This is a genomic window from Saccharopolyspora erythraea, from assembly GCF_018141105.1.
Lineage (GTDB): Bacteria > Actinomycetota > Actinomycetes > Mycobacteriales > Pseudonocardiaceae > Saccharopolyspora_D > Saccharopolyspora_D erythraea_A.
On record NZ_CP054839.1, the window covers coordinates 3393573 to 3414678 of the forward strand.

Consider the following 21106-nt stretch of genomic DNA (forward strand, 5'->3'; position numbering starts at 1 on the left):
GACCAGAGGAGCAGTACGCACGTGGACACCGACGATGCGGCACGGCCGGCTTGGCACATCACCCCCGGCGCGTACCTGGCGAGCCGGCCGGTCGAGTACACGACCACTGCACCGTGGTCGGAGTACCTGACCATGCGGGACGGCTGTCGACTCGCCGTCGATGTGTACCTGCCGCACGACGGTCGGGGGAGCGTCGCGACTGGGCCGTTTTCCACCATCGTCGTCTTCACCCCGTACTACCGCCGCATCCGGACCGCACCGGGGTCCGATGCGGAGAACTGCCCGAACATCGCCGTCTACCGCGACCTGTTCGTGCCACGGGGCTACGCGCTGGTCGTCGTCGACGTCCGGGGCACCGGTGCCAGTTTCGGCACCCGCGACAGCTTCCGCTCGCCTCGCGAGCGCACCGACAGTGCCGAAGTCGCCGACTGGATCGTCCGGCAGCCCTGGTCCGACGAGACCATCGGTGCCACCGGCATCTCCTACCTCGGCGCGGCCTCCGACTTCCTCGCCGCCACCGGGCATCCTGCCGTCAAAGCGATCGCGCCGCTGTTCTCGGTGTGGGACACCTACACCGACAACTACTTCCCGGGCGGGATCCAGCTCACCTCGCTGACCCGCAGCTACGACGACCTGATGGTCGCGCTCGACCACGACCGGCGCGACCTGCAGAAGAACTTCGCCTACTGGAGCCACCCGGATTTCCGCGGTCCGCAACCGGTCGATGACGACCCCGACGGGACCCAGCTGGCACAGGCGATCCACCAGCACCTCGGGAACTTCCGGCAAGTCGACTTCATGCCGGAGTTCCGCTTCCGGGAAGAGCCCCTTGCCTACGATCCCACGTTCAGCTCGGCCACGTTCAGCCCCTGCTCGCTGGCCGACGAGATCCCGGACGATGTCGCCGTGTACTCCGTCTCCGGCTGGTTCGACGGGGCCGGATACATGAACGGCGCGATCTCCCGATACCTCACCCTCGCAGACAACCCTCGTCACCTGATGCTCGGACCGTGGGACCACGGGGCCCGTGTCGACATCTCACCCTGGCGGAAGGGCGAGGCCGCCGATCCCTCGTGGTGGGGCGATGTACTGCGGTTCTTCGACCATTACCTCCTCGGCCGCAACACCGGTCTGGACGCCGAATCACCGGTCCACTACTACTCGTTGCACGACGAGCAATGGCACGCCACGGAGTCCTGGCCACCGATCGACCACCACCAGACGCTCTACCTGGCCGCAGGACACCACCTTTCCCAGGACGAACCGGAGCCGAGCGAGTCCACTGCGGACACTTATCAGGTCGATTTCAGCATCGGAACGGGAAACGACACCCGCTACGAACGCATCGCCGCCGTCGACGCCAGGAGTTACTACACCACCTGGCAGGGCCGGACCGACGAGATGCTCAGCTACACGTCCGAACCCCTGCCGGCACCGGTCGCACTCGCTGGACACGCCAACGCCGACCTCTGGATCAGTGCGACCGAACCCGACGCCGCATTGTTCGTCTACCTGACCGAAATCGAAGCCGACGGCACTCACCGGTACGTCACGGAAGGACTGCTTCGCCTCCTCCACCGACGCGAAGCACCAGCCCCGACCCACTACCGCACGACCTGGCCCTACCGCACCTTCCGCCGCGACGACGCCGAACCGCTCACCCCGGGCGAACCCGAACACGTCCGCATCCCCCTGTTGCCCACGGCTTGGCAACTCGCAACCGGCAGCAGGATCCGGCTTTCCATCGCAGGCATCGATGCCGATCACTGCGCCCAGGTCCCGCACGGACGGCCGCCGTCGCTCACCGTCCTCCGCGACGGCACCCACCTGTCGGCACTGCACCTTCCCGTCTAGCAGGTCTTCGGGCACGGTCGTGCTGGTGCCGCTCGAGTTGCGCGACCAGCCATTCCGCCGGTCAGGCCGACCGTGAAGACCGCGGCCAGGGCGAACGTCGCGGCCTCGTAGGTCATGGCGTGCCACAGCGCGTCGTCGGTGCTGGTGGCGGGCACCGAGTAGGCGATGCCGGCGAGCGTGACGCCCAGCGTCCCGCCGAGCTGCTGCGCTGTCGGGAGCAGGCCCGAGACCGATGTGGCGGCCTCGGCGCGAACCCTGGCGATGACGTGGGTGAACGCCGAGGCGGTGAACACCCCGAACCCTGTGCCGCCGAGGAACAGAGCGAGCCAGAGCACCCACAGCAGGCTGTCCTCACCCGTGATCGCCGCGACGACGAGGGACACCAACGCCATCGTGACGGCGGACGCGGAGAGGATCCCGGGGCCGAAGCGCCTCCCCAGGACGTTCGCGATCCCGCTGCCGACCAGAGCCCCGATGGCGTACGGCGTGATGGTCAGCCCGGTCCCGAGCGCACTCCAGCCCTGCGCGCCCTGCAGGTGCATCGACAGCAGCAGCGTGAAGGACGGCACTCCCGCGTTGAAGACGAAGACGATCCCCAAGCCCCATCTCGTCGCGGGCTCGGCCAGCGTGGAGGGGTGCACGAGCGGGTCCGCCACCCTGCGCTGGGAGAACACGAACGCGGTCATCAAGACCAATGCCGACGCCAAACTCACCCACGTCCACATCGGCCACCCGGCATCGCGCCCTACCGACAGGGGCAGCACCAGCAGGCCCAGTCCCAGAAGGCTCAGGACCGCGCCGACCGGATCGATGCGCTTCGCCCCAGGCCCTTTCCGGCTGGTGGGCAGCGACGGTGACAGCAGGAGGGCGGCGACTCCGACGGGTACTGCCACCAGCATCGCGGCCCGCCAGCCCAAGCCCAGCGGGTTGAGCTGGATCAGCACACCACCGAGCACCGGACCCGCCAGCGACGCCGCCGCCATGGTCGCCCCGTAGGCGCTCAGCGCGGCTGGCCGGTGGCTCGCGGGCAGCGCCGACTGGATGATCGACAGGATCTGGGGTGCCACGAGCCCGCTGCCGACGCCCTGCACGAGGCGGCCCGCGACCAGCAGCCAGGCTTCCGGTGCCGCGGCCGACCCGACCGAGGCGACGGTGAACAGCGCCATCCCGGCGACGAACATCCTCCGGTAGCCGTACCGGTCTCCCAGCCGAGCCGAGATGATCAGCGAGCAGGCGTAGGTGAGCGTGTAGCCGGTGAGAACGAGCTGGCTCTCGCCTTCGCCGGCGCCGAGATCACGCTGCACGTCGACCACGGCCACCTGCATGACCGTCACGCTGAACAGCTGGACGAAGGTGCCGGACAGGATGATCGGCAGGAGGAGTCGTCGTGCCGGAGCCGGTGCACGCAGGAGCGTCATCGGGCGGCCCTCTGCAAGGCGACGCTCGCGAGCACCGCCGCGAGCTCCGCTGGCCGGGTAACGAACGGTGAGTGGCCGCCCGGCAGGGTGCGGACCTGCAGCGGGAGGTCCGGCACCACCTGGTTGGCCTCGTCGATCATCAAGTCCTGGGTGACGAGCGGGAGCGCCAGGTCGTCGGTCAGCCGGATGAACGTGCGGGGGATCCGTCCCCAGCGTTCGGGCGAGACCGGTACCGGTGTGGTGACGCTCGTGAAGGGCTGGTCCGGGTGCAGGAACTGCCGCCAGGTGTCGGGAGCGGTCGCGGGAAGATCGTTCAGGAAGGCTCGGCGGATGACGTCGATATCGGCTGGGTCGGGCGACAGCGGGTTGATCCGGAAGGCGCCCAGCTCGGCCGGGTCCCCGAGCGGCGGGATCCGGACCGCGCCCGCGTTCTGTTCCGCCTCGATGTAGTCGGAGAACCGGGGACGGCCCGCGGGGACGAACGAGGAGAGGTACACGAGGTGGTCGACGAGTTCGGGGGCCCGCTCGGCGGCGGCGGAGGCAGGGGCCCCGCCTGCGCTGTGGGCGACCAGCACCACGTTGCGGAACCGGGTGCGGACCGCGGCCAGCGCGTCCAGCACGACGTCGGTGATCTGAGCCGGCGTGACCCCGGCCAGCGCCGACTTCTCACTGGCGAGTCCCGGCTGCCCGGGCTGGAGATAGCCGGTGGGGACCGGCGCGCCGAGCCCGCTGCCAGGCAGGTCGATGGCGATGCCGGCGAGGTCGTGGCGCGCCAGGGCGCGCAGCGTTGCCGCCCAGTGCAGCGAGGAATGCCATGCACCGTGGACGAACAGGACGACGGTCTCGGACGAGGACGGACGGGTCACGTCGGGGCCCTTCTGGAGTGGTGATCACGTACCGCACCAGGTCACACCTTTGCCGCCAGCTCATCCATCGATATATCTCACGACCGCCTCTGCGATATCTCAGACATATGGTGGGGGAGTGGAAGCCCGTCACCTCCGCTACGCGCTCGCGCTCGCCGAGCACCAGCATTTCGGCCGCGCGGCGGCGTCGCTGGGGATCGCCCAGCCTCCGTTGTCGACCCAGATCGCCGCTTTGGAACGAGAGGTGGGTGAGCGGCTGTTCCACCGCACCTCGCGCGGGGTGCTGCCGACCGCCGCCGGAGAAGCCTTCCTCACCCGGGCGCGCAGCGCACTCGCCGAGATGAGACTCGCGCAGGTCGACGCGGGCCGGGCGGCGCGCGGGGAAACCGGGCGGCTGCGGATCGGGTTCATCGGGTCCGCGCTGCTCGACCCGCTGCCGGGAGTGCTCGGCCGGTTCCGCCGCACCCACCCGCAGGTCCGGCTCTCGCTCCAGGAACTCGACACCCCCACGGGGACGGCGGCCCTTCTCGCCGGCGAGCTGGACGTTGCCGTCGGGCGGGGCAGCCCTCGCGGTACCGGAGTGGAGGACCTCGTCACCGTGCCGATCGGCGCGGATCATCTGGTGGCCGTGGTATCCGCTGCGCATCCCTTCGCCGGGCGCCCGTCCATCGATGTCGAGCAGCTGGGCCGGGAGCCGCTCGTGGTCAGCCCGGACGCGGCGAGCTCCTACCTGAGACCGGTGTTCGGGCCGCACCCGGCCGTCCTCGACGGCGCCACGATGGCGCGCGACATCCACACGATCGCCGGGCTGGCCGCGTGCTGCGTCGGAGTCGGGCTCGGCCCGCACCGCATGCGGCTGATAGCCCGCGACGACATCTGGTTCTGCGACGTCGAACCCCGGTTCCGGCTGCCGGATCTGCAGATGTCCTTCCGCGTGACCGATCGGTCGCCGGTGCTGGCGGCGTTCCTGTCCGTCGTGCGACGCAACTGCGCGGAGGTCGGTTCACGCCTCGACGAACTGCTCGCTCGGCACCCGTCTGCCGTTGCCGATGTGGCCGGCGGCTGACAGCAAGGGGCAACGACCAGCGACAGCGCCCGGTTTCCCGCCGCGATCAGGTGGAGTTTCTGTCGCTCAGGTCGTGGTGAGCGGGACCGTTGTAGTCGGGCAGCAGCGGGCGGGGCAGTGGCCCCTTGATGCGGGTACCTGCTGATTTCTCCTCCCAGGCGTGGGAGAGGATGCCGATGCTGCGGGAGAGGACGAACAGGCCGCGGCCGAGTTCGGGTGGGAAGCCGAGTTCGCTGAAGACGATCGCGGTGGCGCCGTCGATGTTCATCGGGACGGGGCGGCTGCGACCGCGGGCCAGCGCGCGTTCGAGGGCGGTGCCGGCGCGTAGCGCCCAGCCCGGTACCTCGCCGTTGTCGACGGCGTCTTCGACCAGTGTCAGGAGCGGATCGCGACGCGGGTTCGTGGGTGGAAGCGGTGGCCGAAGCCCGGGATGTGGCGCCCGGAAGCGCGGTGGTCGGCGACGAGCTGTTCGGCGGCCCCGTCCCTGTCGTCAGGCGGATCGGGATCGTATGGGGGTGCCGTCGTCCTGGCAAGAGCCAGGAGTGGACTCGATTTGACTTGTGCGCCTCGCACGTGGACGGCGTCGCGCACGGCGACGGTGGCCACCGACGTCGAACCTGACCGACTACGGAATCCGCAGGGCGGGACGCGATGGGTGGAACGTCGTTGTCCCCGAGACCAGGTCTTCGTAGCCTCGCGGGGCGGGACTTCGTCTGGGGAGCTGGAGAAGCGATGGGTGAGTACGCTTTCGACCTGGGTTCGTACGGCCGCCCGGTGACGACTTCTTCGCCGGCGGCGCAGAAGTGGTTCGACCGGGGCCTGAACTGGACGTTCGGTTACGTCCACGAAGAGGCCGACGCCTGTTTCCGGAAGGCGCTCGAACACGATCCGGACTGCGCGATGGCGCATTGGGGCATCGCTTACGCCATCGGTCCGAACTACAACAAGCCGTGGGAGCTGTTCGACGAGCAGGAGATCACCGAGACGCTGCGGCGGTCGCGAGACGCAGTCGCGAAGGCGCGGAGCGCGATGGCCGGTGCTTCCGAGGTCGAGCAGGCGCTGATCACGGCTTTGGAGGCGCGTTATCAGGCCGATACGCCCGCACCGGATCTGTCCGTGTGGAGCGATGCCTACACCGATGCGATGCGGGAGGTCGTCCGGCGGTTCCCCGACGATCCTGACGTGATCACGCTGGCTGCCGAGGCGATGCTGAACCGCACGCCGTGGAACATGTGGGACCTGCGCTCCGGCGATCCCGCGCCCGGCGCGGACACCCTGGAGTGCAAGGCGCTTCTCGAGCACGGCATCGAGGTCGTGCGCGGTCGCGGCGATCGGCCGCATCCGGGGATCTGGCACCTCTACATCCACCTCATGGAGATGTCGGGTACTCCCGAGGCAGCGCTGCGCGTCGCCGACGAACTGCGCCGGCTGGTCCCGGACTCCGGGCACCTGGCGCACATGCCGACCCACATCGACGTGCTGTGCGGCAACTACCAGGACGTCGTGGACTGGAACCACATCGGCATCGAGAAGGACGTCAAGTACTGGGAGTACGCGGGAGCGCTGAACTTCTACTCGCTCTACCGGGTGCACAACTACCACTTCAAGATGCACGGGGCGATGCTGCTCGGCCGGTTCGAGCCGGCGATGGAGGCCGCGCGCACGATGCTGGAGACCATCCCGGACGAACTGGTGCGGCTGCAGAGCCCGCCGATGGCCGACTGGCTCGAGGCCTACATGTCGGTCGAGACGCATGCGCTCGTGCGCTTCGGCAGGTGGCGGGAGCTCATCGCCGATCCGCTGCCGGACGAGCCGGAGCTGTACTGCATGACCACGGCGATGAACCACTACGGCAAGGCCATCGCGCACGCCAACCTCAAGCAGCACGACGAGGCGGCCCAGGCGCAGCGGCTGTTCGAGGAGGCGGCCGCGAAGGTGCCGGAGACCCGGCGCCTGCACGTCGTGGAGTGCCACGACATCCTCGCCGTCGCCAGGGAGATGCTCACTGGAGAGGTCGAGTACCACAAGGGAAACCACGCGCTCGCCTTCGCGCACCTGCGCAAGGCCGTCGAGAACGAGGACAACCTGCCCTACGACGAACCATGGGGCTGGATGATGCCCAGCAGGCACGCGCTGGGCGCGCTGCTGCTGGAGCAGGGGCAGGTCGAGGAGGCTGCCGCGGCCTACGAAGCCGACCTGGGCCTCGACGACACGATCATCCGTGCGAACCGGCACCCGAACAACGTGTGGGCGCTGGTGGGTCTGCACGAGTGCTACACGCGATTGCAGCGCACGACCGAGGCGCGGATGATCAAGCCGCAACTGGATGTCGCACTCGCTCGTGCCGACGCGTCGATTTCGGCTTCCTGCTTCTGCCGGGAAAGCAGTAGCTGCTGCGGCTAGCCGACGCGATCAGGGGCGTCGCGCGGAGCCGGGTGCGGACAGGGCGGGGATGTGCGGGTGGTCGAGCAGCGTCTCGACGACGGCGTCCACGGCCGCGCGGAGGGCTGTTCGCCGGCGCCGCACGATCGCGACGTTGCGGTGCACCGGCGTGGTCAGCTCGCGAGTGGCGACTGCGTGGTCGGGGGCGACGGCGAGGGCGGGCAGCAACGTGACCGAGCGGCCGGCCTCGACGTGCTGGAGCAGCATCAGGTAGTTGCTGAACCGGCAGGCCACGCGGGGCTCGAAGCCTGACTCGCGGCACAGCCGCTGGGTCAGCTCGGCCATGTACGAGCCTGGACGGTCGCAGGCCCACGATTCCGTCGCGCACGCGGCGAGGTCGACCACCCGGCGGCGGGTCAGCGGGTGGTCGGACGGCAGGACCAGCACCACCGGGTCGATCCCGAGCGGGATGATCTCGAGATCGCGGTCCCACGGGAACTTGACGTAGTCGGTGGTGGTGACGATGACGTCCAGCTCGCCGGTGCGCAGCGCGGGGCTGCTCTCGTGCGGCTCGGACTCGACCAGCTCGACGTTCAGGTGCGGGTGCGACTCCGCCAGCCGGGTGGTGGCCGGGACGGCGAGGGTGTGGATCGCGCTCTGGAAGACCCCGAGCCGGACGGTGCCGATCGGCTCGTCGTTCATGGCGCGCAGCTCGGCTTCGGCCTCGGCCATGCGGTCCAGGATCTCGCGGCCCCGCCGGGCGAGGACGATTCCGGCCCGGGTCAGTCGCACCCGGCGCCCGGACCGTTCCAGCAGCCGGCTGCGGGTCTCGTTCTCGAGCACGGTGAGCTGCTGCGACACGGTCGACGGGCTCAGATGCAGCGTCTCGGCCACGGCTCGGACGGTGCCGAGGGTGTCGAGCAGGCCGAGCAGGCGCAGGCGCCACGGGTTCAGCATGGACTCATTGTGCGGTTCCGTCGAACAGGATCGTCGAAATCGTGTGATGGACGCGTAGCGAGGTCCGTTCGTAGCGTCGAAGCCATGCTGGACGACACCGTGCGCGCCGCCGCCGAACGCCACCTGGTCCGCTACTCGGGCCGCGGGGCCTTCAGCCCCGAGATCATCGACCGCGCCGAGGGCAGCTCGGTGGTCACCGAGGACGGCCGCGAACTGCTCGACTTCACCTCGGGTCAGATGAGCGCCATCCTCGGCCACGCGCACCCGGAGATCGTCGCGACCGTTCGCGAGCAGGTCGGCCGGCTCGACCACCTCTACAGCGGAATGCTGAGCCGCCCGGTCGTCGATCTCGCCCGGCGGCTCGCGGGGACGCTGCCGGAGCCGCTGGAGAAGGCCATGTTGCTGACCACGGGGGCGGAGGCGAACGAAGCCGCGTTGCGGATGGCCAAGCTGGTCACCGGTGGGCACGAGGTCGTCTCGTTCGCCCGGTCCTGGCACGGCATGACCCAGGCCGCCGCGAACGCCACCTACAGCGCCGGGCGGGCCGGGTACGGGCCCGCTACGCCCGGCAACTTCGCCCTGCCGGTTCCCGACCGGTTCCGGCCCGACATCGTCGACGCCGACGGGAACCTCGACTGGCGCCGTCAGCTCGACCTCGGCTTCGACCTGATCGACGCCCAGTCGGTCGGCAGCCTCGCGGCGTGCCTGGTCGAGCCGATCCTGAGTTCCGGAGGTGTCATCGACCTCCCGCCGGGTTACCTGGCCGCGCTGCGGGACAAGTGCCACGAGCGGGGCATGCTGCTGATCGTGGACGAGGCCCAGACCGGGCTGTGCCGCACCGGTGACTGGTACGCGTTCGAGCGCGACGGCGTCGTCCCGGACATCCTCACCCTGTCCAAGACCCTCGGCGCCGGGCTGCCCCTCGCCGCCGTGCTGACCAGTGCCGGGATCGAGCAGGAGGCCCACGACCGCGGGTTCCTGTTCTTCACCACGCACGTCAACGACCCGCTGCCCGCCGCGGTCGGCAACACCGTCCTGGACGTGCTGACGCGTGATCGCCTCGATCTGCGCGCCCGCGAGCTCGGCGACCGGTTGCGGGGCGGGCTGGACGAGCTCGCCGGGAAGCACCCGGTGATCGGTGACGTCCGCGGGCGCGGCCTGCTGGTCGGGCTGGAGCTGCTGGGGGACGGGCCGAGCGGCGGGGACGCCGACAAGCTCGGCGCCGCCGTCACCCGCCGCTGCGCCGAGCTCGGGCTGCACATGAACATCGTGCAGCTGCCCGGCATGGGCGGGACGTTCCGCATCGCTCCGCCGCTGACCACCACCGACGTCGAGATCGACCGCGGCTTGGCGATCCTCGACACCGCCCTGACCGAAGCTGCCGGTTGATGCCGGGTCAGGCCCGCAAGCCTCCCGAGGAGACTTCAGTTGATCAGTGTGCGAACGACGCCGGCCGATCACCCGGTCGTACTGCTGGGCCGAGCTGCTCATGTCGTTGGCCTTGAGCGGTCGTAGCTCGGCGACGCTCCACCCGAGCAACGCGCAGGCCGCGGGGTTGGCCCAGAGGATGTTCTTGGTGGCCGCGTCGTGGACGAGCACGCACATCCGGGTGGCGTTCGTCATCGCCACGAAGTCGTCCGCCGTGAGTTCGGGAGCGTGCGGGTCGACCTGCATCCCGCCAGCGTAGGACCGGCGGGACTGCCGCGGGGCTGAAGAAATCCCCTATTCCGGGAGAGGCACCACCAATACCGCGCGCCCTACTCTCCTTCGTAATGTCAGCCACGAGTTCGCAAACGGTGAGGAGCAGTCAATGGTGCAAACCCAGGAGGTTGGTCCCAGGGCGCCGCGTCACCGCACGGGTGACACCGTCACCTTCGACGACGTGCTGGCGGAGCTCGCCGAGCGGCGGGCGGAGTTCGCCGAGCAGCGCTTCGTTCCGAAGGACTTCGTCGCACGCCTCGAGCAGCTCGGCCTCTACCGCGCCGCCACCCCGGCGAGGTTCGGCGGCGAGCCCATGGCGCCCGCCGACTTCCTGGACCGGATCGAGCGGATCTCGGTGGTCGACGGGTCCACCGGCTGGGTGGCCAGCTTCGGTTCCTCCCTGATCTACCTGGCCGCGCTTCCGCTGGCGACCCAGGCCGAGCTCTATCGGGATGGCCCGGACGTGGTCTTCGCGGGCGGTCTGTTCCCGGTCCAGCCGGCCGCGCCCACCGGAAGCGGCTTCCTGGTCAACGGGCACTGGAAGTTCGCCAGCGGCTGCATGGGCGCGGACGTGCTCGGTGTCGGCATCCCCGGCGACGACTCCACCGCGGGCAAGCCGCGCACCGCGCTGCTCCGTCCCGAGCAGGTCGAGATCGTTCAGGACTGGGATGTCGTCGGAATGCGCGCGACGGGTTCCTTCGACCTCGTCGTCCGCGATGTCGAGGTGCCGCGGGAGTGGACGTTCATCCGCGGGGGAGAGCCCACCGTCGACGAGCCGCTCTACCACTACCCGGGCATCGCCTACGCCGCGCAGGTTCTCGCGGTCGTCGGCGCGGGAGTCGCGCGTGCCGCCCTGAACCACGCCGAGGAGGCCGGCAGCGGCTACGCCGGCGTCACGGGTGCGCCCAAGCTGGCCGAACGGCCCTACTACCGTGCCGAGATCGCGGCCGCCGAGGCTGCGCTCCGCTCGGCGAGGGCCTGGTTCTACGAGCTCAGCCACGAGGTGTGGGAGACCGTCGTCGCCGGAGACAGCGCCACCGACGAGCAGAACGCGCATCTCCGCCTCGCCTCGGCCCACCTGGCCAAGACCTCCTCCGACGTCGTCAGCCGCCTGGTCGAGGTCTCCGGCACCGCACCGATCTATCGCAGCAACCCGCTGCAGCTCCTGCTGGGCGACGCGCTGGTCCCCAAACAGCACGCCTTCCTCGGGCCGTCGATGTATGAGTCCGCCGGCGCCGTGCTCATGGGACTACCGCCCACGACCCCCGGCTTTCGCTGAGCCGACCGACCCGGTGACGAAAGGAAGACCGGCATGGGCACGCAGCCACTCCGAGTGCTGTTCTGCATCGGCATCAACCAGAACTTCTCCGACCTGCCCACCGACGGCATCGGCACCGGCGACGTCTGGACGGCGTTCGTGTCCATGCTGGAGCAGCTCAAGGCACTGCAGGGGGTGAGCTTCATCGGCGACATCGACGACGACTCCCACATGGTCGGACCGTCCGACGGGTGGCCGTGGACCTGCTACATCCTCGCCGACGTCGACTCACCGGAAACGGTCAAGGCGGCGTGCAACCTCTTGCGCACCACCCCGGTCGGTGACAGCGGGTCCAAGCTCTGGAGGTTCGCGAAGGTCGAGGCCCGCATCGGCCGTGCCCTCACCGTCCGCGAGGACGTCCACCAACCCTCCTGACACGCACGGAGAGCACTCGATGAACCAGGACTTCCAGGAAGCCGTGAGAGACACGCCGGGGGGCACCGCTGAGGGGCAGGTCGCCGTCGTCACGGGTGGCGCCAACGGACTGGGCGAGGTCATCGTGCGCCGCCTTCACTCCGGCGGCTGCCGCGTCGCCGTGGCCGACCTCGACGGCCATGCCGCTACGGCGCTGGCCGAGGAACTCGACGGCACCCGCGCCACGGCACGGGGATACGCCGCCGACGTGAGCATCCGCGCCGCTCTGGAGCAACTGCTGGCCGACGTCCTCGCCGACTTCCACGGCGTGCACATCCTGGTCAACAACGCCGCTCGTACCCAGGCCAAGCCGCTGCTGGAGATCACGCCCGACGAGCTCGACGCCGTCATGGCGGTGAACTTCAACGGCATGTTCAACGCCTGCCAGATCTTCGGCGCGTACCTCGCCGAGCACGGCTACGGCCGGATCGTCAACATGGCGTCGCTGGCCGGGCAGAACGGTGGCACCGCGACCGGCGGCCACTACGCGTCGTCCAAGGGAGCGATCATCTCGGCGACCAAGGTCTTCGCTCGCGAGCTCGCTCCCCGAGGAGTCACCGTCAACGCGGTCTCGCCCGGGCCGCAGGACAGCCCGATGGTGCGCTCGATCGTCGGCGAGGAGAACCTCGAGAGCTATCGGAGAACCATTCCCGTCGGCAGGCTCGGCAACCCGGCTTTCATCGCCGAGATGGTCGCCCTGCTCGCCTCTCCGGACGCCGCTTCGGTCACCGGCGCCTGCTGGGACGCCAACGGTGGGCTCTACATGCGCTGATGCCCGGAGCGACGATGACGAACCCGGTCCGGAGGCGGTCTCGTACAGCGTGCGTCGCACCCGGACCCGGTTGCGGTGACGGTGTGCCGTCGCCGAGTGCGGGTTGTCACGGTCTTCAGAAATCGGTGAACGTGAGCTAGCCTCGGAAGTGCGGCTCCGCTGGAGCCGAAGGTGTGCCGGGAAGTCTGGTCGGCGTGACGGAAGAGCCCACGGATGGGAGCTGTCATGCTGGCCGGTCAAGCACGTCGGCAGGTTCACGTCATCGATCTCGCTGAGATCGATGCGTCCATGGTGGAGCTGGTCGGGGGCAAGGCCGCCGGTCTCGGCGAGATGATCAGGGCGGGGCGCCGCGTGCCCGCGGGTTTCTGCCTGACGACCGAGGCGCACAGGTCCGGTGCGATACCGGTGGACCAGCTCGTCGATGCCTACACGCGGCTGGGGGCCGGGCGCGTGGCCGTGCGCTCCAGCGGCACCGCCGAGGACCTCGCCGACGCCAGTTTCGCCGGTCAGCAGGACACGTTGCTCGACGTGGAGGGCGCCGACGGTCTGGTCGAGGCGGTTCAGCGCTGCTGGGACTCGCTGTGGAGCGAGCGTGCGGTGGCCTACCGCCGCGCGAACGGGATCGCTGACGAGGGCGTGCGCATGGCCGTCGTCGTGCAGCGGATGGTCGATGCGGAGTTCGCCGGTGTGCTGTTCACCGCCAACCCGCTCACCGGCTGCCGCACGGAGATGGTCGTCGACGCCACGCGGGGGCTCGGCACAGCGGTGGTCGACGGCTCCGGGATCGCCGATCATTACGTGCTCGACGGCGGCGTGCCGCCCGAGTCCGGTTGCCTCGACCGGCCTAGGCTGCAAGCCCTGCGGGAGGTCGGGGGCCGGTTGCAGGACTGGTTCGGTGTCCCGCAGGACGTCGAGTGGGCGATCGACCACGACGGCACGCTGTGGCTGTTGCAGTCGCGGCCGATCACGACGCTCTTCCCGCTGCCCGCGAACGCCGAGGCGAGTGCGCAGCCACGCGCCTACTTCGAGGTCGGCCACATGCAGGGCATGCTGCGTCCGTTCACCCCGGCCGGCATGTCGGCGCTGCACCTGGCCACCGGCATGTGGTTCGAAGCCTACGGCGTCGAAGCGGACTCCCTCGGTGCCATGGGCGTCGTCGACGCGGGCGGGCGCCTCTACCTCGACCTGACGGAGTTGTTGCGCAGCAAGTGGTTCCGCGCGCGGCTGCCGGAGGCGATGCACGTCTACGGTCCGCGGTGCGTGGAGATCGTGGAGCGGCTCCTGGCAGATCCGCGGTTCGCCCCGGAGCGCGGCCTGCCTTTCCGCGTGTCCGCGGCCTTCCGGATGGCGCGGCGCCTGGTGCCGGAGGTGGTGGCCGGGATCGCGCGGACGCTCGCCCGGCCCGCCGCGGCCAGGGCGCGTGCGTTCCGCTGCACCGAGGAGATCAGACGCCGGTCGAGCCCACCGCCTGGGCTTGCCACCGCGGCTGACCGGCTGCGCTTCGTCGAGGACGTGCAGAAGACGTTCCTGGGGCGTGAGGCGGCGGACCTCGTGTGGTCGTTGATGACCGGCATCCTCGTCAGCCAGATCCCGGGGAGCCTGTTGAAGGGCATCGCGACCGAGGCGGAACTCAACACCGTGCTGGGAGGCCTGCCGCACAACGTCACGACGGAAATGGACCTCGCGCTGTGGCGGCTCGTCCGCGATCTCGACGACGAGCATCGCGAGTTGCTACGCACCACGTCGCCTGCCGAGGCGGCGGAGATGTATCGGGAGGGGAGGCTGGCCGACATCGGTCTGACCGCTTTCCTGGACGCCTACGGGCATCGCGCTGCGGCTGAGGTGGACATCGGGGTGCCGCGCTGGTCGGAGGACCCCACACCACTGTTCGCCACCATCGCCAACTACCTGCGGATCACCGACTCCGACCAGGCACCGGACCGGCGGTTCGAGCGGGCGGCGGCCGCCGCGGAAGCCAAGATCGACGAACTCGTCCGGCGGGCCCGCCGCACGCGGCCCGTTCGAGGACGGCTCGCCGCGTTCTTCCTGCGCCGCACGCGCGAGCTGACCGGTTTGCGCGAACTGGGCAAGTTCGCCTGGCTGTACCCGCTGGCCGAGACGCGCCGACAGGTGCTGTTGGTCGGCGACGACCTGATGTCGCGCGGCTTGCTGGACCGCGCCGACGACATCATGTTCCTGGACTTCCGGGAGATGGGGGCCGCGGTCAGGGGCACCGACCAGCGGGAGCTGGTGAGGGCGCGGCGGGCGGTCCACGAGCGGGAGCTGAGACGCCGCCGCGTGCCCGTCGCGCTGCTGTCGGACGGGACGGACCTCGAAGCCGTCGCGCCGTACCAGCCGCCCGCGGACGGCACGTTGACCGGGATGGGCGCCGCACCGGGGCGGGCGACCGGCCGGGCGAGGGTCGTCCACGACCCGGCCACGGCCCACATCGAACCGGGCGAGATCCTGGTCGCGCCGACCACCGACCCCGGTTGGACGCCGCTGTTCCTGTCCGCGGGCGGACTCGTCACGGAGACCGGCTCGCCCACCGCGCACGGGCCGACTGTCGCCCGCGAGTACGGCATTCCCGCGGTCATCTGCGTCCGCGACGCCACGCAGCGGATCCAGACCGGAGACCTGATCAGCGTCGACGGCTCCGCAGGCATCGTGCAGCCGGAAGGTGAGCGGGAGTCCGCTCCGGACACGGCCTTGGCGCAACGGTCGTCGGCGCAGCCCGGCGCGGAGCAGGATCGGTGACGATCCCAAGAAGGCTGTCCACGAGTCCGCCGGCTTTGCCGCGGTCGGTGCCCGGATGACGGCACCGACCGCGGCCCACGCCCGTTGCAGGGTCAGCCGGTCTTCTCGAGTTTCCGCACCTCGCCGTTGCGGATCTTGGCGCGGTACTCGGCCAGTTCCCGCTTGACGACGGGGATCATGATGTACAGGCCGATGATGTTGAACAGCGCCAGTGCGAACAGCACGGCGTCGGCGAAGTCGAGGACGCTGGTCAGGGTCAGCACGGATCCGACGACGACGAACAGGCAGAACACGACGTTGTAGATGTGCTCGCTGGCCTTGTTCTTGCCGAACAGGAACAGCCACGCGCGCTGGCCGTAGTAGCCCCACGTGATGATCGTGGACACCGCGAACAGCACGACGGCGATGGTCAGCACGTAGGGGAACCACGGCAGCACCGTGGCGAACGACTCCGACGTGACGGTGACGCCGTCCGGGGTGTCGCCGCCCGCGATGACGGTGGCCTGGGCGTCCTGCCAGAACTGGGTCTTGGCGATGACGATCGTCAGGGCGGTCATCGTGCAGATGATCACCGTGTCGATGAACGGTTCGAGCAGCGCGACCAGACCCTCGGTGACCGGGTGCTGCGTCCGCACCGCCGAGTGGGCGATCGGGGCCGACCCGAGCCCGGCCTCGTTGGAGAACGCCGCGCGCTGGAACCCGACGATGAGCACGCCGATCGCGCCGCCGAACCCGGCGGCCGGGGTGAAGGCTCCCGCGATGATCTCGACGATCGCACCCGGCACCGCTGTGATGTTTACCCCGATGACGATCAGGCACGCGGTGATGTAGATGACCGCCATGGCCGGCACCAGCTTGCTGGTCACCGCACCGATGGACTTGATCCCGCCGATGATCACCAGGCCGACGACGATCGCCAGCACCACGCCGAACACCAGCGCGGCCCCGTCCCCGCCCAGCAGGCCGGTCTCGCCGCCGGTGACGTCCCGGAGCTGGGCGAAGGTCTGGTTGGCCTGGAACATGTTGCCGCCGGCGATGGCGAAGAACAGGATCATCAGAGCCGCGAGCACCGCGAGCACCTTGCCGATCGCCGCGCCCGCCGGGCCGGGGATGCGTTCGGCCAAGCCCTTGCGCAGGTAGTGCATCGGGCCACCGGAGACGGTGCCGTCCGCGTCGATCTCGCGGTACTTCACGCCGAGGGTGCACTCGACGAACTTGGTGGCCATGCCCAGCAGGCCGCACATGATCATCCAGAACGTGGCACCGGGGCCGCCGATCGTCACGGCGACGCCGACGCCGGCGATGTTGCCCAGGCCCACGGTGCCCGACAGCGCCGAGGACAGCGCTTGGAAGTGGTTGATCTCGCCGGGTTCGTCCTTGCTCGTGTACTTGCCCCGGACCAGGTCCACGGCGAGTTTGAACGCGCGGATCTGGATGAACCCGAAGGTCACCGTGAACACCGCGGCGGCGATCACCAGCCACGCCACGATCCAGGGGAAGGTCACACCGAAGACCGTGACCTCTCCGAACACGACGTTGTAGAAGGCGTCCTTGATCGGTTCGAACGCGGAGTTGATGGTGCTCTCGATGTTCCCAAGCGTCCCGCTCTCGCTGGTGAGCGCGGGCGCGGCAGCTGCTGATGTCTCGGCCATTCGAAGAGTTCAGCACCGCGTGTTGCGTGTCATAAGTCTGAGATGTCTCGTAAGTGTGAAACCGAGTCCGTCCCGTTGCATGAAAGTGTTGATCGCTACTTTGTGTAGTCGGACGAATGCGCTTCGAATCCGCCGGATTGGCCCGACTTTTCCTTGTGCGTCAGCCGGAAAGGCCGCTGGTCGGGTTGCGACGACGGCGACCTGGACGATCACGATGAGGCCGCTGAGCGTGAGGGTGAGTGCGGTCGCCACGAGCAGGGTCCAGAGCCGGTAGGCGGTGACCCCACCCCTGGCGGGAGAAACCTGTCAGGAACCAACCCCTGGTCCGGCGCGGTCGTCCGACAGGTCCGAGCCGTCGCGGCCGACCAGCTTGGCGGAGACCTCGCGCACCTTCATGTTGGCCGATTGGGAGGTTGCGATGAGCCGGTCGAAGGCCTCCTCGGCGGTGATCGCGTACCGCTGCATGAGGATGCCCTTGGCCTGGCCGATCACATCCCGGCTCAGCAGCGCTTGGCTGAGCTGGTCCTCCCGGAGCTTGCCGGAGATCACCACCGCGGCCAGCGCGGCGAACAGCTCACCGACGATGCGCACACGCTCGCCGAACTGGCCGGGGCTGCGCGAGTAGAGGTTGAGCGCGCCGAAGGTCTCCCGTCCGACGAACAGCCGAAGCGAGAGCACGCTGCGCACCCCTCGCTCGACCGCACGCGCGGCGAACGCCGGCCACCGGGGATCGTTTGCCAGGTCGTCGACGACCACCGTGTTCTGCGAGCGGATGGCTTGCAGGCACGGCCCCTCGCCGAGCTCGGTTTGCAGCTGGTCGCAATAGGCCACCAGCTCGTGCGTCGGGGCCTGCGCAGTCACTTCGCGGCGGCGCTCGACCCAGCTGATCCCCGCGTAGTCCACCCCGGGCGCCTCGGTCACCGCAGCCTGGGTGATCGCCCGCAATGCGGCTGCCACGTCGGGTGTGCCCGCCAGCCGGCGTGCTACCGAAGCCAGTGCCCGGGCGAAGTCGTAGTAGTCGGTCTCGTCTGCCATCCGCGTCTTTCGTGATTACCGCCGCGGCGTGACAACATGACCCGAAACGGGTACACGTCACCCCTGCGGCGGAGCGGCTTTGGCTCAACCGGCTACCGGTGCATGATCATACACAGCGCAGAGGCGGCCCCTGCTCGCAGTCCAGAACAGACGATCGACAGACGTTCCATGGGCGGTGTCCATCACTCGCCGCCCTGCGCCACGACGCGGATCAGGAGTGGCCGCTGGAGCTCATGGCGGTGATGGTCTTGGTGACGCGGCGGCTCACCATGGCGAGCAGTCCCGCGTACTTGTCCACGTCGGCGCGGAAGACGGGTGCGGTCACCGACAGCGCGCCCATGGTCGCGCCGGTGGCGCCGACGAGGGGGATCGCGACGCTGAGGTAGCCGATGCGGGTCTGTTCGTGCTCGACGGCGTAGCCGGCGGCGCGGGCGCGCGTGAGCTCCTGCACCAGGATTCCCGGCGCGGCGACGGTGTGCGGCGTGAGCCGCTCGAACGGTGTGGCCATCACCTCGTCGACGAGTGAAGGAGGCCCGAAGGCAAGGAACACCTTGCCGGTGGCGGTGCAGTGCAGCGGCATCCGGCCCGCGACCCTGGACGGGCGGCTTACCTGCCCGTGTCCGGAGACCTTCTCCAGGTACAGCACGTGCAGGCCGTCGAGCACCGCGAGGTGGATGGTCTCGTTCGTGGCGTGGTAGAGGTCCTCCATGTAGGGCCGGGCGGCCTCGCGCAGGATTCGTTGCCGCGGCACCCGCTGGCCGATCTCGAACAGCCGCATCCCGAGCCAGTAGTCCGATCCCCGCCGCTCGAGCACGCCCCACTGCAGCAGCTCCTGGGCGAGGCGGTGGACCGATGCCTTGGCGACCCCGGAGCGCCGCGAGAGCTCGGTGAGGCTCAGGTGCTCGTCGTCGGGGCCGAAGGCATCGAGGATGAGCTGCACCTTGCCGAGCACGCTGTTCGCGCCGGCGTCGGGCCGCACCGCCCGTTCCTCGAGGTCACGTCGCATCGGCGAAGGTTCGGCCAGCGGACCGGGTTCGGTCAACGGAACGGTCCGCTGGCCGAACCCGGCCACGGGGCGGTTGCTATCCCAGGCCATGCGGGGTGACCACCGCTCGGCCCCGGAGGCGTCCCGCCCTCAGCTCGTCGAGTGCCGCGGCGGCGTCGGCGAGGTCGAACTGCTGGACCGCGACGTGCAGCTCTCCGGCTGAGAGCTTCTCGACCAGCTCGCCCGCCACCTCCCTGGCGCGGTGCTCTCGCCTGATCATGTTCACCGGGAGCAACGCCACGTCGTCGAGCAGCCAGGACGGCAGGTCGATGGAGACCCCGGTCCCGGCGACATACCCGATCACCACCGCGCGGCCGCCCTGGCTCACCCAGCGGGTGCGCCCGACGAGGTCCTCGCCGCCGAGGGTGTCGACCAGCAGCGAGGCCGATCGCGCCTCGGCCAGCCGGGTCACGGCGTCGGGCGAGGTCGTGGCCACCGCCTCGGCGCCGTCGGGCACGTCCGCCAGCTGGTCCTCACGTCCGACCACGCCGATGACGGTGGCGCCGGCCGCCATGGCCTGTTGCGCGACCATCGAGCCGACCGCGCCTGCCGCGCCCACGACGATGACCTCCTCGCCCGCCTCGAGCCGGGCGACGTCGTGCAGCACCACGTGGGCGGTGGTGGCCGGGACGAAGAAGGTCGCCGCGACCTCGGGCGGCAGCGGTGTGTTGAGCCGGGTCAACGCCTTCGGCGACACGCTGACGCGCTCGGTCCAGGTGCCGTCCCGGAGCATGCCCAGACCACCGCCGCGCAGCATCACCTGGCATCCGGGCTCGAAACCGGAGTCGTCATCGGACTCCAGGACGACACCGGCCCCTTCGACACCTCCGATGTAGGGCAGTTCGGGCCGCATCTTGAAGTCTCCGCCCGCGATGGTGGCGTCGAGGTGAGCGACGGCGCCCGCCTGGACCTCGACCAGCACCCGCCCCTGCTCGCGGACGGGCTCCGGCACGTCGTCGACGGCCGGCGGTGCGCCCCACGCGTGGAACCTGGCGGCCCGCATCAGGCCGCCGCCTTGCGCAGGAACGCCAGGCTGATCGGGTTGTACTGGCCGGCCTGCTCGTGCTGGGGCCAGTGCCCGCACTCGTCGAACAGCTCCAGTTGCGAGCCCGGGATGGCCTCGTGCATCGCCGACGCCTCCGGCACCTCGCCGAACGGGTTCTGCCGCCCCCAGACGATGAGCGTCGGCTGGGTGATGCGCGCGAGGTGCTCCGGCCGGAGCAGGTTGCGCTGGCGGCGCTCCATGTCCTGCAGGGACAGCAGGTTGTCGACGTTGGCGACGAAGTCGGGCTCGTGGTAGATCGCGTGCCGGACCTCGACCAGCTCCTCGGTGGCGTCGGCGTCGTCGGCCATGAGCAGCCGCATCCGCTTGCGGGTCAGCTCCACGTCGTCGCTGGAGACCGCCTGCTTCGTGCTGTTGCGGATGCGCTCCATGACCTCCGGGCGGGCGACGGTGCCTCCGGCGCACAGCAGTTGCAGGCTCAGCACGCGGTGCGGGTGTTCGATCGCGGTGCGCGCCCCGACCCAGCCGCCGAGGGACTCCCCGACGATGTGGGCCTGCTCGACGCCGACCGCGTCGAGGTAGGCGAGCAGGTGCTCGACGTAGTCGGCGATCTCGTAGGGGCGGTCGGGCTTGCCGGTGTACCCGTGGCCCAGCATGTCGATGGCGTGCAGGTCGTACTCGGCGTGGGCGACGATGTTGCGGGCGAACGCTTCGAGGTGCCCGCTGGTGCCGTGCAGGAAGATCACGGCCTGGGCGTCGGGGTTGCCGGCGCGCAGCGAACGGGTCGGGACGCCGCCCGCGTCGACGTACTCGACTCGGTGGGCGATCGGGCTCAGTTCGGTCCAGATGCTCATAGCGGCTGCTCC

17 protein-coding genes are annotated in these 21106 nt (G+C 69.8%); 8 read left to right on the plus strand and 9 right to left on the minus strand.

Annotated features, from left to right (window positions below):
• Positions 1 to 21 precede the first annotated feature (21 nt).
• Complete coding sequence (locus HUO13_RS15525) at positions 22 to 1854, plus strand: CocE/NonD family hydrolase (protein ID WP_211902042.1); 1833 nt, start codon at positions 22 to 24, stop codon at positions 1852 to 1854.
• On the opposite strand, the gene HUO13_RS15530 is transcribed toward HUO13_RS15525, so the two are convergent.
• Positions 1851 to 3272, minus strand: a complete 1422-nt coding sequence (locus HUO13_RS15530) for an MFS transporter (RefSeq protein WP_211902043.1) — start codon at positions 3270 to 3272, stop codon at positions 1851 to 1853. The two genes, HUO13_RS15525 and HUO13_RS15530, sit on opposite strands and share 4 nt — an antisense overlap.
• Entirely contained in the window at positions 3269 to 4138 is an 870-nt protein-coding gene (locus HUO13_RS15535) for an alpha/beta fold hydrolase (RefSeq protein WP_211902044.1), read from the minus strand. Before HUO13_RS15535 ends, HUO13_RS15530 begins: the two co-directional genes overlap by 4 nt.
• A 118-nt stretch (positions 4139 to 4256) precedes the next feature.
• Here HUO13_RS15535 and HUO13_RS15540 point away from each other — a divergent pair, with 118 nt between their 5' ends.
• A complete protein-coding gene (locus tag HUO13_RS15540; protein ID WP_211902045.1) occupies positions 4257 to 5204 on the plus strand; it encodes a LysR family transcriptional regulator in 948 nt (315 codons plus the stop codon).
• Positions 5205 to 5250: 46 nt separating this feature from the next.
• On the opposite strand, the gene HUO13_RS37440 is transcribed toward HUO13_RS15540, so the two are convergent.
• Positions 5251 to 5583 (minus strand): citrate/2-methylcitrate synthase, encoded by a 333-nt coding sequence (locus HUO13_RS37440; RefSeq protein WP_349253382.1) that lies wholly within the window; start codon positions 5581 to 5583, stop codon positions 5251 to 5253.
• Between the two features lie 353 nt (positions 5584 to 5936).
• On the opposite strand from HUO13_RS37440, the gene HUO13_RS15550 reads away from it, so the two are divergent.
• Positions 5937 to 7607: a tetratricopeptide repeat protein gene (locus HUO13_RS15550; RefSeq protein ID WP_211902046.1), complete on the plus strand. Its 1671-nt coding sequence runs from the start codon at positions 5937 to 5939 to the stop codon at positions 7605 to 7607.
• Between the two features lie 9 nt (positions 7608 to 7616).
• On the opposite strand, the gene HUO13_RS15555 is transcribed toward HUO13_RS15550, so the two are convergent.
• The gene (locus HUO13_RS15555; RefSeq protein WP_211902047.1) at positions 7617 to 8543 is read right to left on the minus strand and encodes a LysR substrate-binding domain-containing protein; all 927 of its coding nucleotides are present in this window, start codon (positions 8541 to 8543) and stop codon (positions 7617 to 7619) included.
• Positions 8544 to 8627: 84 nt separating this feature from the next.
• On the opposite strand from HUO13_RS15555, the gene HUO13_RS15560 reads away from it, so the two are divergent.
• The 5 genes from HUO13_RS15560 to HUO13_RS15580 all read left to right on the plus strand — a co-directional run bounded on the left by HUO13_RS15560 (position 8628) and on the right by HUO13_RS15580 (position 15505).
• Positions 8628 to 9932 carry an aspartate aminotransferase family protein gene (locus HUO13_RS15560; RefSeq protein WP_211902048.1) on the plus strand — a complete coding sequence of 435 codons (1305 nt, stop codon included), beginning with the start codon at positions 8628 to 8630 and terminating at the stop codon, positions 9930 to 9932.
• Positions 9933 to 10353: 421 nt separating this feature from the next.
• On the plus strand, positions 10354 to 11523 hold the full coding sequence (locus HUO13_RS15565) for an acyl-CoA dehydrogenase family protein (protein ID WP_211902049.1): 1170 nt from the start codon (positions 10354 to 10356) through the stop codon (positions 11521 to 11523).
• A gap of 33 nt (positions 11524 to 11556) precedes the next feature.
• Positions 11557 to 11937 (plus strand): hypothetical protein, encoded by a 381-nt coding sequence (locus HUO13_RS15570; RefSeq protein WP_211902050.1) that lies wholly within the window; start codon positions 11557 to 11559, stop codon positions 11935 to 11937.
• A gap of 19 nt (positions 11938 to 11956) precedes the next feature.
• Positions 11957 to 12748 (plus strand): SDR family NAD(P)-dependent oxidoreductase, encoded by a 792-nt coding sequence (locus tag HUO13_RS15575; RefSeq protein WP_211902051.1) that lies wholly within the window; start codon positions 11957 to 11959, stop codon positions 12746 to 12748.
• Positions 12749 to 12961: 213 nt separating this feature from the next.
• On the plus strand, positions 12962 to 15505 hold the full coding sequence (locus HUO13_RS15580) for a PEP/pyruvate-binding domain-containing protein (RefSeq protein ID WP_249124868.1): 2544 nt from the start codon (positions 12962 to 12964) through the stop codon (positions 15503 to 15505).
• A 92-nt stretch (positions 15506 to 15597) separates the two neighbouring features.
• Here the strand turns inward: HUO13_RS15580 and HUO13_RS15585 are convergent, their stop codons facing one another.
• The 5 genes from HUO13_RS15585 to HUO13_RS15605 form a co-directional block, all read right to left on the minus strand.
• Positions 15598 to 17157: an alanine/glycine:cation symporter family protein gene (locus tag HUO13_RS15585; RefSeq protein ID WP_211902052.1), complete on the minus strand. Its 1560-nt coding sequence runs from the start codon at positions 17155 to 17157 to the stop codon at positions 15598 to 15600.
• Positions 17158 to 17463: 306 nt separating this feature from the next.
• On the minus strand, positions 17464 to 18192 hold the full coding sequence (locus tag HUO13_RS15590) for a GAF and ANTAR domain-containing protein (RefSeq protein ID WP_211902053.1): 729 nt from the start codon (positions 18190 to 18192) through the stop codon (positions 17464 to 17466).
• A gap of 211 nt (positions 18193 to 18403) precedes the next feature.
• Positions 18404 to 19198, minus strand: a complete 795-nt coding sequence (locus HUO13_RS15595) for an IclR family transcriptional regulator (protein ID WP_211902054.1) — start codon at positions 19196 to 19198, stop codon at positions 18404 to 18406.
• A 76-nt stretch (positions 19199 to 19274) separates the two neighbouring features.
• Positions 19275 to 20240, minus strand: a complete 966-nt coding sequence (locus HUO13_RS15600) for a quinone oxidoreductase family protein (RefSeq protein ID WP_211902055.1) — start codon at positions 20238 to 20240, stop codon at positions 19275 to 19277.
• Positions 20240 to 21094, minus strand: a complete 855-nt coding sequence (locus HUO13_RS15605) for an alpha/beta fold hydrolase (RefSeq protein WP_211902056.1) — start codon at positions 21092 to 21094, stop codon at positions 20240 to 20242. The genes HUO13_RS15600 and HUO13_RS15605 overlap by 1 nt, the downstream gene beginning before the upstream one ends.
• Positions 21095 to 21106 lie beyond the last annotated feature (12 nt).